Source organism: Mesorhizobium sp. C372A (assembly GCF_030323245.1).
In the GTDB taxonomy this organism is placed as follows: Bacteria; Pseudomonadota; Alphaproteobacteria; order Rhizobiales; family Rhizobiaceae; genus Mesorhizobium.
The window spans coordinates 4,337,115-4,350,907 of record NZ_CP100475.1 but is presented as its reverse complement, the minus strand read 5'-3'; the positions used below and the strand labels follow the sequence as shown (position 1 = coordinate 4,350,907).

The following is a 13,793-nucleotide window of genomic DNA, read 5'->3' as shown; positions in this document are numbered from 1 at the left end:
CCCGCCGCCTGGCGGCGACGGCTAAAACGGGAGAAAACCCGTTTCCTGAAGGCCGGTTTCGGCCCTCAGGAAAGAGGTTCTCGTACATCTCGCGCTACGCATCCTCCCCTCTGATGAAGGGAGTGGCGGGCGGCGCGAGGCCGCCCGCCGCTTTTACGCTTACTTCAGGTCGACCTTGGCGCCGGCTGCTTCCAGCTGGGCCTTGAACTTCTCAGCGTCAGCCTTGGAAACGGCTTCCTTGACCGGCTTCGGAGCTGCTTCGACCAGATCCTTGGCTTCCTTGAGGCCCAGGCCGGTGATGGCGCGGACTTCCTTGATGACGTTGATCTTCTGAGCGCCTGCCTCGGTGAGGACGACGTCGAATTCCGTCTTTTCCTCAGCCGGAGCAGCAGCAGCGGCAGCGCCGCCGGCAGCGGCAACCGCCACCGGAGCAGCAGCCGAAACGCCCCACTTTTCTTCCAGAAGCTTCGACAGCTCGGCCGCCTCGAGGACGGTCAGCTTCGAAAGGTCGTCTACGATCTTTGCCAGATCAGCCATTGTTGTATTCCTTCATCAGGTTCGAACGTGTGTTTGTGATAGCGAGGAACGGCCTCATGCCGCCTCGTCCTTCCGGGCGTAAGCGCCGATGACGCGCGCGACCGAAGCCGCTGGCGCATTGACGATCTGGGCGATCCGGGTTGCCGGCGTGGCGATCATGCCAACCAGCCTGGCGCGCAGCTCATCGAGCGACGGAAGTGTGGCGAGTGCCTTCACACCGTCGGCGTTGAGCGAGGTGGTGCCCATTGCGCCGCCGAGAATGACCAACTTGTCATTTCCCTTGGCGAAATCGGACGCGACCTTCGGCGCCGCAATCGGATCCTCCGAATAAGCGATCAGCGTCTGTCCCTTGAACAGGTCGATGATCGATGCGGAGTCCGTGCCCTGAAGAGCGATTTTGGCGAGACGGTTCTTCGCGACTTTGACGGTGCCACCGGCAGCGCGCATTTTCGACCGAAGGTCGTTCATTTGCGCGACGGTGATACCGGCGTAGTGGGCCACGACGACTGAACCAGCGCCTGCAAAAGCACCATTCAGGCCCGTGACGAGTTCGCGTTTTTCCGCTCTGTCCACTGCCTATCTCCAGTTGACCCCTGGCCCCGCTAGTGGGACAGGCGTCGGGTTGCCTTTTTGCCGGCCGGGCCATCCATTACAGATCTCCCGAACGACGCTCGAGGATCCTGCCCCCTTTCGCCACATCGACGGCAAGCCGGAGATGCGCAGACAAAAGGCAAACACGGTTCGAACCTTTCATTGGAGCTTGTCGCTCCGTTGTCCGGTTTTCACCCGTCTCATGCAGGCCCAATTCAATTAAGGCTTCTGGGCCGCCTGCAATCTCGGACAGGATGTCCGGAAGCCTCTCGACTTCCGGTACCGGGCCGCCGACAAGTCGGAGGCCCGGAATTCACTTGCGGATCAGCGCCTTGGCAGCCGATCCAGATGTTCGTATCAAGACGCTGCGAGCGTCGAGACGTCGAGCTTGAGGCCCGGGCCCATCGTCGAGGTGACCGACACCTTCTTGACGTAGTTGCCCTTGGCGCCAGCCGGCTTTGCCTTGGTCACGGCATCGGCGAAGGCGCGGACGTTTTCTTCCAGCGCCTTGACGTCGAACGAGACCTTGCCGACGCCGGCATGAACGATGCCGGCCTTCTCGACGCGGAACTCGACAGCGCCGCCCTTCGATGCCTTGACGGCGGCGGCGACGTCGGTGGTGACGGTGCCGACCTTCGGGTTCGGCATCATGCCGCGCGGGCCGAGCACCTTGCCCAGACGGCCGACCAGCGGCATCATGTCCGGCGTGGCGATGCAGCGATCGAAGTCGATCGTGCCCTTCTGGACGATGTCGACCAGATCCTCGGCACCGACGATGTCGGCGCCGGCGGCGCGAGCCTCATCGGCCTTGCCGCCACGTGCGAACACGGCGACGCGGACAGAGCGGCCGGTGCCGTTCGGCAGGTTGACCACGCCGCGGACCATCTGGTCGGCATGGCGCGGGTCGACGCCGAGGTTCATCGCAACTTCGATGGTCTCGTCGAACTTCACCGTCGAACGGTCCTTGAGCAGCTTCAGCGCCTCACCAAGGGCATAGGCCTTGTTGGGGTCGATGCCGTCGCGGGACTTCGATACACGCTTTGCAATCTTTGCCATGATCTCAGCCCACCACTTCCAGACCCATCGAGCGGGCGGAGCCCTCGACCATGCGCATGGCCGCCTCGACGTCGTTTGCGTTCAGATCCTTCATCTTCTGTTCGGCGATGGCGCGCACCTTGTCGCGACCGATCGTGCCGGCCTTGATCTTGCCCGGCTCTTTCGAACCCGAAGTCAAGTTCGCCGCCTTTTTCAGGAAGTAGCTCACCGGCGGCGTCTTCATGACGAAGGTGAAGGACTTGTCCTGGTAATAGGTGATGACGACCGGGATCGGCGATCCCTTTTCCATTTCCTGGGTCTGCGCGTTGAACGCCTTGCAGAATTCCATGATGTTGATGCCGCGCTGACCAAGTGCCGGGCCGATCGGCGGAGACGGCGTAGCCGATCCCGCTTTGACCTGGAGCTTGAGCTGGCCTGCAATTTTCTTAGCCATCTCTTTCCTGCCTTTATCTCATGCCGGCCCCAGTATCGGGAACACCGGCGGTTGCAGTCTGGTGGTGCGGTCCGCGCGGCCGGCTAAAGCCGCATTCGCCTCCCACCCGTTCATGGCCGCGCGCTTTCCGCGCCGCCTCCCCTTGCCGGCGAACCGGCGCAGGGTTTTCGGATCAGCCCTTTTCGACCTGTCCGAATTCCAGATCGACCGGCACGGCGCGCCCGAAGATCGAAACTTCCACCTTGAGCCGCGCCCGCTCCTCGTCCACTTCCTGGACGAAACCGTTGAACGAGGCGAACGGACCATCCGAAACGCGGATCGCCTCGCCGATCTCGAAAGTGACCGAAGGCTTCGGCCGCTCGACGCCTTCCTGAACCTGGTTCAGGATGCGCTGCGCCTCGGCTTCGGTGATCGGCACCGGCTTGGAGTCACCGAGGAAGCCGGTGACCTTCGGCGTGTTCTTGACCAGCGAGAACACCGCATCGGTCAGATTGGCCTTGAGCAGCACATAGCCCGGAAAGAACTTGCGCTCGGCATCGACCTTGCGGCCGCGGCGGATTTCGACGACCTTCTCGGTCGGCACCACGATCTGCTCGATATCGGCGGACAGGCCCTTCTGCTTGGCCTTGTTCTCAATGTCCTCGGCGACCTTCTTTTCGAAGTTCGAATAGGCGTGGACGATGTACCAGCGCGCGGTCATTTCAAGACTTCTCCGTAATCGCCGGACTTAATGGCCGAGGCTCAGTAACCGCTCGATCGCGTAGCCCATGGCCACGTCGGCGGTGAAGAAAAAGATCATCGCGATGACCGCGAATACGAGCACCATCACCGTCGAGATCATCGTCTCCCGGCGCGACGGCCAAGTCACCTTGGCGGTCTCCGCGCGGACCTGCTGGAGAAAGACGAAAGGATTTGTGGTTTTCGAAGCCATATGCCGCTCTGTCTTCAAGACCCGTTGGCCGGGTCTCCTGGATGATCCCGCTGGCCGGGACGTGCCGCCTGGGTTCAAGTCGGCGCCGAATCAGCGCCATTTCGCCCATGCAAATCGGACGCGTAAAGCCGGCTTCCCAGCTCCACGCGTCGCGTGTCTGTTGTGTCTACATAAAACCGATTCTTGATCCACGCAAGTGGCAAGTGTCCGCTTTATGACCAAACGCCGCCTCGGAACCATCCAGTCGTCCCGTCCCGGCTATCGGGGCCTTATGCCTCAGTTCACCCAATATGGCAAGCCGCCTGCCGTTTTTCAATGCCGGACCCGAATTCCGGAGGTGCATCCGGAAATCAGGCACGTGACTACAAGTTCGAGGAAATGGCGTTGAGGACGAACCTGCGACCTGCTGTTTTGGAAAGCAAATGAAGCACCCAAGGTTGGAATCCAGCTGCCCCTGGCGAGGCAGCTGGATCAACCCAGGGTTAGTTCAGGCACAGGCGAGTTCGACCCCGGCCACTGCGCCGATTCCGCGTGGTGGGCGTGGGCGCGGCGCGATCACTGCCGGGCACGGGGGCGGGTCGTCGTCATCGTCGGGGCCGAAAGAACGGCCACGACGCCGCCAAGCCTTGAGAGCGCTGCGGCGCGAGGAGGGTCGCCAAGGCAGCACTCGGCCTGAAGTCTCTTTCCCCAGCGTGGGTTTCTCATCCAGAGCCTTCAACGCCCTCAGAATCTGGTCGACAGGGATTACCGTGCCGTTGTCCAGGCGGCGCAAGGCAGGCTGGTTTTCCACCGCGCAGGCATCGGACGCCCACGAGGAAAGCAGTGCCCGCTTTTCTCCACGGCTGAGGCGTGGATGGTTGATGACGTCGTCTGGATTGTCGAGCAGGCACAAAGAAGTTTCAATTTTGCCCGAGCGTGCCGCAGAAAGTGTCGGTGTCTCGTAGAAGTTGTCCATCTCCATTCTCCGCAATCTGGGCCTCCCGGCCGAAGCCGGGAGGCGGACCGCAGGGATAACTGAATCGATACGATCAGGCCGCTTTGCGGGTGCGTTCCGTATCCTGGGCGATCTGCTTGCCGCCCACCTGAGCGTCGCCGGCCCCGATGCTGATGCGGCGCGGCTTCAGCTCTTCGGGAATCTCACGGACGATGTCGATGGTCAGGAGACCCTTCTCAAGGTTTGCTGCCTTGATCTTCATGTGGTCGGCAAGCTTGAACGTCTGCCTGAAACTGCGGTAGGCGATGCCCTGGTGCAGCAGCTGGCGTCCGCTCTGATCATCAGCCTTCTGGCCTACCACGACCAGTTCGGGTCCATGCTGGGTCAGCTCAACCTCATCCTGGCTGAAGCCTGCGATGGCCATCGAGATACGGTAGCCGTTCTCGTCGACCTTCTCGATGTTATAGGGCGGCCAGTCCGGACGCGTGCCGCTGTCGAGCATGTCGAAAAGCCGGTCGAAACCGACGGTGGTCCGATAGAGAGTATCAAAGGTTCTCATAGCCACATCCTCCTTGAAGCAACATGGGTACAAGGACGCCGCCCCGTGCGGCGCCGCCATTTTTTGCCAAGCCAATCGGCCTCGGCGCGAAACGAATTAGGAAGGGCTGAAAACCGGTTCAAGACCCCTGTTCAAAAAAATTCCAGAAGCCAGGCCAGCATCCCGCTTCCAATAATTCGCAGCCGCTGAAAAGCAGCCGGCGGCAGCAAAATAGGCCTATTCTGAATTGTGAACGCAAACGGCAATTGGCTCGCCAATGGCAGTTGGATCAAGGAAATCGGTTCGTGGAAATACGCCGACTTCGGCATTGCGCATCAGCGCTCTCGCTCTGCGCATGCCTTCGGAACGTCGCTCGTGAGTACGCGGCTTCAGCCCAACCAAACGAGGAGCCAAAACAAGGCGTTTCTAAAATGCCGGATTCCAACAAGGAAAATGGCACGGGCAGCAGGGCTCGAACCTACGACCTGCGGTTTTGGAGACCGCCGCTCTACCAACTGAGCTATGCCCGTACGCGCGTTTCAGCGCAGGCGCTTCCTAAAAGCTTCCGGGCGCGCTGTAAAGAGTTGTCTGACGCGCTTTCAGATCCTTTGCCGGAAATCCGGATAGGTGATGACCAGCCCGTCCCTGCCTATCTCGATTTTTCGCCTGCCTGAAGCCGCATGCCGGCGCTCAGCCCCCGGCCGGCGGCTTGTACGGCCCGCCCGGCACGCCCCAGCCCCAGGCCGGCATCGGTTCGGTCTGCGGGTCGCAAGTCTCGCCGAGGGCAGAGTTCATCTTGGCCAGCCGCGATCCCCATTCGACATAGCCGATGAAGGCGGAGCGGAATTCGGGATCGTCCGGCAACCCGACCGCATCGGCGGCATCGGCAAGCAGGCTGATCCAGCGGCGGCGCTGTTCCTCCGTCAAATGCTTGCCGAGATGATGCATGACCATCTCGCGGTGACCGCCAAATTTCTCGCTGTAGGTCTTCGGCCCGCCAAAAACCTCGCCGATAAAGGCCGCGACATGCGCGGGATGATCCGGCGACATGTGTTTGAACATTGGGCCGACCACCGGGTCGCGGGACACCATGTCGTAAAAGGTTTCCGTCAGCCGATTGAGGGCTTCGATGCCGCCGGCCCATTCGTAGAGTGTCGGGATATCCTGGCTCATTCTCGATCCTCCCCCGGGCGGCGCCTGCCACGACGATAGCGGAGAAATCGGGCATGGCTCAACCTGCCTCGATGGCCAGTTTCTGCGATGCCTACAGTTTGGCGGGCGACTCGGCCTTGGCTGTCGGCGGAAGCAAACAGTTGTCGGGCTTGGGTGAGGTTTTGCAAATAGCGGGGCCAGTTAGCGCCTCCACCGACTCCGGCCCGGTTGTCAGCCCGACTTTGAGCATCATGTCGGGCTCGAGCTGACGCTCGACCGAGCCTATCGCGGCGAACAGAGCTGGGTCCATCTCCATCTCCTCCAGGTAGGCTTTAACCAACTGCGTCTGTCCCCTCGAGGACATGCTGAGCCTCGCCTTGGGATCGACCAGCCTTTTGGCGCCGGCGGCAAGCATGAGCGCGCAGGCCGAATCGCAGTCGGCTCCGGCGTCGAAGCTCAGCCCGGCATAGATGCCGTCCTCGACCGGGTCACCGATATCGGTGCGGCCAACGGCGACGTCGAGCTTCTTTTCATGGATGATCCGTCCGGTCGCCAGAGCGCTGAACAAGTCTCCGCCTCGTGAGCTGATCACCACGGGCAGCCGCCGGTTGCCAAGCGTGTCGAGTAATTGGCGCAATTTTTTGCGGTGTCTGAGGCGTGATCGCGCCTTGCGCAGAAATCCATTGCGGACACTGCGGCGTGCAATGCTGGTCGCTGCCGCGGACCACGACAAAGCTCATATCCACACGAGCCGCTGCGGGGTCCGGCAAAGGCTTTGTGACAGCGGCGGGCTTGGCTGCCACATTCGCGAGCTTGACTGCGACCGTCGTGGCAGCGACCGGCGGCGTCGGCTTGCCTGCCGGTCCAGGCACTTCCCGGCAGTTCGGAGCCGGCGGGTCGAACATGCACAAACTTGCTCTGGTAAACAGCTCAAGAGTGTCCGTGCTGGTCGCCAGTTTCATCGTCAGCATATCGTGGAGGCCGATCTGCCTGATGTCGCTCGCCGGCGTCGCCTTCATCAAGTCCAGCACGCCCTGCCCGATACCCATCTCTCGGAGATAGGCCGAGATCTTTCTCGCGTACCCCTTGCTCATCTCATAGGTCTTGTAGCTTTCACCTTGAGTGACCGTTTGCGTGGTGACCCGATATTTTTTGCCCCGTTTGACGCGATATGTGGTCCGGTAGTGCGTTGTGGAGGGGAACCAGGTGGTGGTGATCTGATGAACACCCAGATAGTTCCAGCCGCCGGCCACGCGGCGGACGCCACCGGCAAACATCAGCGGACAGGCGGAGTTGCAGCTGGCGCCATCAGACGCCCGGCCGAGATAGGCGGAACCTTTGCCGTAACTAAAACCACAACCATCCGTCCCGGGCCAACAGTCGGAAAACTCGGTCTTGCCTACGGCGATATCGAGCTTGTTCTTGCGGATTATCCGGCCAAGTTCGAGCGCTGCATTGACGTTGCCGCCAAAGGAATTGACGATGATGGGCAGTTTGCGGCTGCCAAGCTTCTTCAAGGTACGCTTGAGCAAGGCTGGCGTGCCGGCTGAGATGTCGCCTTCGGCGGAGATCCACTCCGGACAATTGGGCTCGCAGCCAGGTGCGCTGCTGCGCGTGACGACAAACTGCATCTCCGAGTGATCGTCGGTCCATATCGTCGGATCGGTCGGATAGAGCACTCCCTGCAGAGCATAGGCGCTAAGATAGCTTTGGCATGGACTGAAATTTGCGCTTTCGTGGTGGTTCGCGCCAGCGATATCGCAAGGCACGGAGATTTCGGCGCAGGGCCGCCAAGGAAGGTTGAGTAAAGATGGTCGCGATCAGAGAGGCGACGATCTGGCGGGTGGCGCGCCACAGTAGCGGGCGCCCGTCGCTCAAGGGGGAGAGACACCCAACTCCTGCGAGAGGGGTTCGGTCACGAGCGCGATGAGGAAGTGGGCAAGGATCCAAGGCCTTGCGATCCTTGGGTCTTTGGCGGGAGGAGAGCGCAGCCCGATCAGGCTCTTCAGGCGCTTGAAGGCGAGTTCGATGCGCCAGCGCATGCGGTAGAGCTTGAGGACCGTATCGGCGGGAAACTCCTCCCGGTCAAGCGAGGTCACAAGCAGGACGAAGCCGGCCGCAATCAGCGTCTGTGGTTGAACCTTGTTGCCCTTGGCCCTGGCTTCCTTGTTGATTTTGCGCCGCGCTTCTTGTGCCGCAGCCTCGGATTTGCGCAAGGCGATCAGGCGCATCTTCACAGGCTCGCCCTTCTTGAGTGCCAGCCGGGCAGGCGTTTCGCAGACTTCCTCCCGGCAGTTCTCCAGGTAGCCGATGAGATCGAACGCCCTGCCGTTGGCGTCGAGCCATCGCGCGTTTTTCCACGACGCGCGCACAACAACATCGCCGCCTTGCGCCATCACCTTTGCGATCCGCTCGGCCTGCAGATAGGCGCGGTCACCGATGCGGATCTCGCCCGGCACCACCGGCACGCGGTCGATCAGCTCGGCCTCGCTCTGATCGGTGATCTCGATGAAGTCGAACTGCTCGCGCTCAAGCTCGAAGGCGCAGTGCATGCGCCAAAGACCATTTTTCTTCTTCTCATACGCACCGGCCTTGGCAACCGCTGTCGCATCGAGGATGCGAACCAGTCGGCCTTTGGCCAAACCTGCATCCTCGCGCTTCAAAAGGTGCCCAATCAACTGCTGCAGCCATGGTCCTGCATTGCGCAGCCGGCCAAGCAACGCCACGTCCGAAATGTCGGCTATCCCGCTCGCCGCCGCCCAGGCCACGACGCCCCGCATGCCAACCTTGCCAAGGCAGTAAGCCAGTGTCAGGCGCAACAGGTCGCTCGCCGACCTGACGCCGCGCGGGCGCAGGAACGCCTTCGTCTCGCGGGCACTTGCTGCGATCAACTCTTCGCCGCCCAGAAGCTCAATCGTCTCGGCCCAGCCGTCATCAACAAGCGATTCGTGTGTCATCGCAGTGTAGAATCACACCCGATTCCGCAGGGCAATACCTATCTTAGCGCCTATGCCCACAAGGGGGTACTGTCTGCCATGTCCCGGGGGAGGCATCCTCGGCCTTCGCGGCGAAGGCAGCCATCGCCATCGCGGCCACCGTCGACAGCCGGACCAGCCCGCGCCGCCACCGTCCCACAGTGTCTGAACGTTGTCCCAAAACCACGCCCGGCAAACCCCTCAATGCAATCCATAATAGTTGCGGCGACGGTGCTTGCAATAGCTTTGAAACAATCGTGCAATACTTGTGCCGCGCAACGCCGGAAACAAAAAGGCAGCCCCAAAGACCGCCCTTTCCTGGTCCATCCGGCTGACACCGGCTCGACTATTTCTCGATGGTGATGACGACGCCGGCACGACGGTGCGGCCGCCTTCACGGAAGGCGAAGCAAGGCTTCTCTTCCATGACGATAGGCGCGATCAGCCATTGGACGACGGCACCACGCGGCAATTCTCAGGTTTCGGCGCCGATCTGCAGATGCTGGACCCCGTCAGCGCATCCACCGACTGGCGCCCGGTCGTCAGGCCGACCTCCAGCATCATGTCGGGTTCGAGCTGACGCTCGACCGAACTGCCCTGGAGCGCCCGGAACAAAGCGGGGCTGATCGCCATCTCGTCGAGGTAGGATTTGACCGCCTGCTTCTGCCCCATCAGATAGAGGCTGAGCCGCGCCTGGGAACCGACAAGCCGCCTGGCGCCACCGGCCAGCATGAGCGCGCAGGCCGAATCGCACTCGCCGTCGCCATCGACGCTCAGCCCGGCATAGGCGCCGTCCTTGGCCAGGCAATTCCACTCTGCCGGGTCGCAGCCGACGAAATCGGTGCGGGCAACGGCAACGTCGAGCTTCTTTTCATGGATGATCCGGCCCGCCGCCAGGGCGCCGGAGAGGTCTCCGCCTCGCGAGCTGATCACCACCGGCAGCCGCCGGTTGCCAAGCGTGGCGACCAATTGGCTGAGTTTCTGCGGCGTCTGGGGCGTAATCGCGCCTTGCGCTGCAATCCATTCCGGGCAGTCGGGATTGCAGAGCGGGTTGCTGCCGCGAACCACGACAAAGCGCATGCCGTCATCGTGCGGCGCGCTCTCCGGCTTCACCGGCAGCGGCGCAGCCTTTGCCACTTCCGGCAGGCCGCCGGCTGGCTTGTTCTCCGGTATCTCCCGGCAATTCGGAGCCGGAAGGTTCAGCCTGCACAGGCTTGCGCTGGTCAGCAAATCTGCAGCGTCGTCGCTGGTGACCAGCTTCATTGTCAGCATGTCGCTGAGGTCGATCTGCTGGATGTCGCTGGCCGGCGTGCTCTTCATCGTCTCGATGATGCTGAGGTCGACACCCATCTCCTTGAAATAGGCGGACAGCTTGCGCTCCACCCCCTTGCTCATCTCGTAGGTCTTGTAGCTGCCGGTGTTCTTGCGGCTGACGACCTTCTTGCTGATGACCCGCTTCTTGCCTTTCACGATCCGGTAGCGGACCTGATATTGCACGTTCATCTGCACGATCGTGGTGGTGATCTGGTGGACGCCGAGATAGGCCAGCGGCCCGACCAGGCGCCTGGTGCCGCCGGCCAGCATCATTGGACAAGCGGATGCGCAATAGCTGCCGAGCACATAGGGGCTGCCGATATAGTGCGCGCCTCTGGCGTCGTTCTCCTTGCAGTTTTTCACCCCCGGCTCGCAGCCGACGAACCAGGTCCTGCCGACCGCGATGTCGAGCTTGTTCTTGCGTATCATCCGGCCCATGGCGATGGCCGCATCGACATCGCCGCCGGGAGAGTTGATGACGATCGGCAATTTGCGGCCGCCGAGCGTTTTCAGGGCAGCCTTGAGCAGCGCCGGCGACTTGGCCGATATCGCACCCTCGGCCGATATCCATTCCGGACAGGTCGGCTCACAGCCCGCCGCGTCGCTGCGCACGACGACGAACCGCATCGGCGGATCCGGATCCGGCTCTGAATTTTTTGTCTCGGCCGCGAAGGCGGCGCTGCCCACGGCAAGCATCGACACCAGGCAGATCAGCCCCAGTGCCAACCATGGCCGACTATGCAAACGGTGCTGTGGAACCATCCGACCAAGCCCTCAACGCAATCTATACTGTAGAGGCTCACAGACTTGCAACAGAGATTGGGACCCCAAACAGGCACATCTGGCCAACGAAAAAGGGCGGCCCGAGGGCCGCCCCTATCCGTTTCGATCCGGCGATGCCGGGCTCGATTACTCTTTGATGGTGACGACGATGCCGGCACCGACGGTGCGGCCGCCTTCACGGATGGCGAAGCGCAGCTTCTCTTCCATGGCGATCGGCACGATCAGCTCGACATCGACCGTGATGTTGTCGCCGGGCATAACCATTTCCGTGCCTTCCGGCAGCGACACGATGCCGGTCACGTCGGTCGTGCGGAAGTAGAACTGCGGACGGTAGTTGGTGAAGAACGGCGTGTGACGGCCACCTTCGTCCTTGGTCAGGATGTAGGCTTCGGCCACGAACTTCTTGTGCGGCTTCACCGTACCGGGCTTGGCCAGAACCTGGCCGCGCTCGACGCCTTCACGATCAACGCCGCGCAGCAGCGCGCCGATGTTGTCGCCGGCCTGGCCCTGATCGAGCAGCTTGCGGAACATCTCGACGCCCGTGCAGGTCGTCTTGGTCGTCGGACGGATGCCGATGATTTCCAGTTCCTCGCCGACCTTGACGATGCCGCGCTCGACGCGGCCGGTCACGACCGTGCCACGGCCCGAGATCGAGAACACGTCTTCGATGGGCATCAGGAACGGCTTGTCCAGCGGACGAACCGGCGTCGGGATATAGGCATCGACCGCAGCCATCAGCTCGCGGATCGCATCTTCGCCGATGGTCTTGTTGGAGTCTTCCAGAGCAGCCAGCGCCGAACCCTTGACGATCGGAATGTCGTCGCCGGGGAACTCGTTCTTCGACAGAAGCTCGCGAACCTCAAGCTCGACCAGTTCGAGCAGCTCGGCATCGTCGACCTGGTCGACCTTGTTCAGGAACACCACGATCGACGGCACGCCGACCTGACGGGCAAGCAGGATGTGCTCGCGGGTCTGCGGCATCGGGCCGTCGGCGGCCGACACCACCAGGATCGCGCCGTCCATCTGCGCAGCACCCGTGATCATGTTCTTCACATAGTCGGCGTGGCCGGGGCAGTCGACATGGGCGTAGTGGCGCGCTGCCGTCTCGTATTCGACGTGCGCCGTCGAAATCGTGATGCCGCGGGCCTTCTCTTCGGGCGCCGCATCGATCTGGTCGTAGCGCTTGTACTCGCCAAAATACTTCGTGATCGCCGCCGTCAGCGACGTCTTGCCATGATCGACGTGGCCAATCGTGCCAATGTTCACATGAGGCTTGTTACGCTCGAATTTACCTTTTGCCATAGTCTCTTTCCTTGGACGGCCTTGACCTTCAGTTCAGTCGAATGCGGGGCGATTAGCGACTACGGCCGAAAAACACAAGTGCCTTGTGGCCGGGTGCGCTGTCCACTCGGTCTCAACCGATGATCCGATTGCGGGGATGTGGCGCTGATATAGGAACGCGCGAGCGGAAATGAAATGGGGGCTGCGGGCTCCAGCACCTGTTTGCTATTCCCGCCCATGTCCTGTCCCGCCCATGTCCTGGCCTTTGCCTGCCGGATTTGCAGCCGGCGCCTGGCCCATTGCCGCTGCGGCGGCGGTCTGATTTGGTTGCCCCATGCAATTCATACCGACCTCCATACGCGGCCCGCTGTTCATGATCGTTTCGACGGGGTCGTACCTCGTCAACGACACGATGATGAAGCTCGCCACAGCGGGATTGCCGTCCTATGAAGTGCTGTTCCTGCGCGGGGTCGCGGCCACGCTATGGGGCATGCCGCTGCTGTTCCTGCTGGGCTATCGCAGGCAGATCCCTTTGATCTTCGACAAACGCGTGCTGCGCCGCAACCTGCTCGAGCTGGCGGCCATCCTTTGCTACGTCGTGGCGCTGGCCAACATGCAGATCGCCGATTCGACCGCGCTCGGGCAGATCACCCCGCTTTTGATGCTGGTCGGCTCCTCCATCCTGTTCGGCGAACGGATCGGCGGCGTGCGCATGGCGCTGATCGGGCTCGGCTTCATCGGTGCGCTTATGGTGGCCCAGCCGACCATGCAGGGCATCTCGGTCTATGCGTTGCTGGCGCTCGGCAACGCGGCATTGGCGGCGGCACGCGATCTTGCCGGCAGGCGGGTCGCGGCCGAGGTGCCGGGCATGATCGTCGCCATTTCCGCCGTCGTGGTGGTGCTGATCGGCGCGGGCGCCGCGCATCTCGTTTCCGAGCGCTGGGTGATGCCGGAAGCCCGGCACCTGCTGCTCATGGCCGGCGCCGGATTCTTCCTGATCTTCGGCCATTTCTTCATCTTCATGGCCTATCGCGTCGGTCCGACCGGCATCGTGGCGCCGTTCTACTACTGTTTCACCGTCTGGGCGGTCATCTCAGGCGTGCTGGTGTTCGGGCAGTTCCCGAATGCCCTGGCGGTCTGCGGCATCCTGCTGGTGGTCGCGAGCGGGCTGACCATCGTCTCGCTCGATGAACGCAAACGAAGGCTGACCGTCGTCGCCTGACCTTCAAGTCAACGCGTCGAAGCAGGTTCGGCCGTCCTGCGGTCAAC

Annotated in this window: 15 protein-coding genes and 1 tRNA gene; 1 reads left to right on the top strand and 15 read right to left on the bottom strand. The window is 62.1% G+C overall.

The features are described from left to right. Positions 1-159 precede the first annotated feature (159 nt). From rplL to tuf, 15 genes are all read right to left on the bottom strand, one after another. Positions 160-537 carry a 50S ribosomal protein L7/L12 gene (rplL, locus tag NLY42_RS20735; RefSeq protein ID WP_023667436.1) on the bottom strand — a complete coding sequence of 126 codons (378 nt, stop codon included), beginning with the start codon at positions 535-537 and terminating at the stop codon, positions 160-162. Positions 538-591: 54 nt separating this feature from the next. After that, positions 592-1,110, bottom strand: coding sequence for a 50S ribosomal protein L10 (gene rplJ / locus NLY42_RS20730; protein WP_023667437.1), 519 nt, complete (start codon positions 1,108-1,110; stop codon positions 592-594). A 375-nt stretch (positions 1,111-1,485) separates the two neighbouring features. Beyond that, complete coding sequence (gene rplA, locus NLY42_RS20725) at positions 1,486-2,184, bottom strand: 50S ribosomal protein L1 (RefSeq protein WP_023667438.1); 699 nt, start codon at positions 2,182-2,184, stop codon at positions 1,486-1,488. A gap of 4 nt (positions 2,185-2,188) precedes the next feature. After that, a complete protein-coding gene (gene rplK / locus NLY42_RS20720; protein ID WP_006333334.1) occupies positions 2,189-2,617 on the bottom strand; it encodes a 50S ribosomal protein L11 in 429 nt (142 codons plus the stop codon). A gap of 172 nt (positions 2,618-2,789) precedes the next feature. Further along, positions 2,790-3,317 carry a transcription termination/antitermination protein NusG gene (nusG, locus tag NLY42_RS20715; RefSeq protein WP_006333333.1) on the bottom strand — a complete coding sequence of 176 codons (528 nt, stop codon included), beginning with the start codon at positions 3,315-3,317 and terminating at the stop codon, positions 2,790-2,792. Positions 3,318-3,344: 27 nt separating this feature from the next. Then, positions 3,345-3,548, bottom strand: a complete 204-nt coding sequence (gene secE, locus NLY42_RS20710; RefSeq protein ID WP_023667439.1) for a preprotein translocase subunit SecE — start codon at positions 3,546-3,548, stop codon at positions 3,345-3,347. A 487-nt stretch (positions 3,549-4,035) separates the two neighbouring features. Then, positions 4,036-4,503 carry a hypothetical protein gene (locus NLY42_RS20705; protein ID WP_156933861.1) on the bottom strand — a complete coding sequence of 156 codons (468 nt, stop codon included), beginning with the start codon at positions 4,501-4,503 and terminating at the stop codon, positions 4,036-4,038. Positions 4,504-4,576: 73 nt separating this feature from the next. Continuing rightward, a complete protein-coding gene (locus NLY42_RS20700; protein WP_023708950.1) occupies positions 4,577-5,041 on the bottom strand; it encodes an Hsp20 family protein in 465 nt (154 codons plus the stop codon). A 433-nt stretch (positions 5,042-5,474) separates the two neighbouring features. Continuing rightward, positions 5,475-5,550 (bottom strand) — tRNA-Trp (locus NLY42_RS20695). Between the two features lie 160 nt (positions 5,551-5,710). Beyond that, positions 5,711-6,193, bottom strand: coding sequence for a group II truncated hemoglobin (locus NLY42_RS20690; RefSeq protein WP_023707182.1), 483 nt, complete (start codon positions 6,191-6,193; stop codon positions 5,711-5,713). Between the two features lie 91 nt (positions 6,194-6,284). Further along, entirely contained in the window at positions 6,285-6,740 is a 456-nt protein-coding gene (locus NLY42_RS20685; protein ID WP_050591154.1) for a hypothetical protein, read from the bottom strand. Next, entirely contained in the window at positions 6,703-7,803 is a 1,101-nt protein-coding gene (locus NLY42_RS20680) for a COG3904 family protein (RefSeq protein WP_245271319.1), read from the bottom strand. The genes NLY42_RS20685 and NLY42_RS20680 overlap by 38 nt, the downstream gene beginning before the upstream one ends. A 243-nt stretch (positions 7,804-8,046) precedes the next feature. Beyond that, positions 8,047-9,129: a transposase gene (locus NLY42_RS20675; RefSeq protein WP_023754741.1), complete on the bottom strand. Its 1,083-nt coding sequence runs from the start codon at positions 9,127-9,129 to the stop codon at positions 8,047-8,049. A 458-nt stretch (positions 9,130-9,587) separates the two neighbouring features. Beyond that, on the bottom strand, positions 9,588-11,087 hold the full coding sequence (locus NLY42_RS20670) for a COG3904 family protein (protein WP_348528098.1): 1,500 nt from the start codon (positions 11,085-11,087) through the stop codon (positions 9,588-9,590). Between the two features lie 282 nt (positions 11,088-11,369). Next, a complete protein-coding gene (gene tuf / locus NLY42_RS20665) occupies positions 11,370-12,545 on the bottom strand; it encodes an elongation factor Tu (RefSeq protein WP_023723394.1) in 1,176 nt (391 codons plus the stop codon). Positions 12,546-12,858: 313 nt separating this feature from the next. Here tuf and NLY42_RS20660 point away from each other — a divergent pair, with 313 nt between their 5' ends. Further along, complete coding sequence (locus NLY42_RS20660; RefSeq protein WP_023695297.1) at positions 12,859-13,746, top strand: DMT family transporter; 888 nt, start codon at positions 12,859-12,861, stop codon at positions 13,744-13,746. Positions 13,747-13,793: the final 47 nt, after the last annotated feature.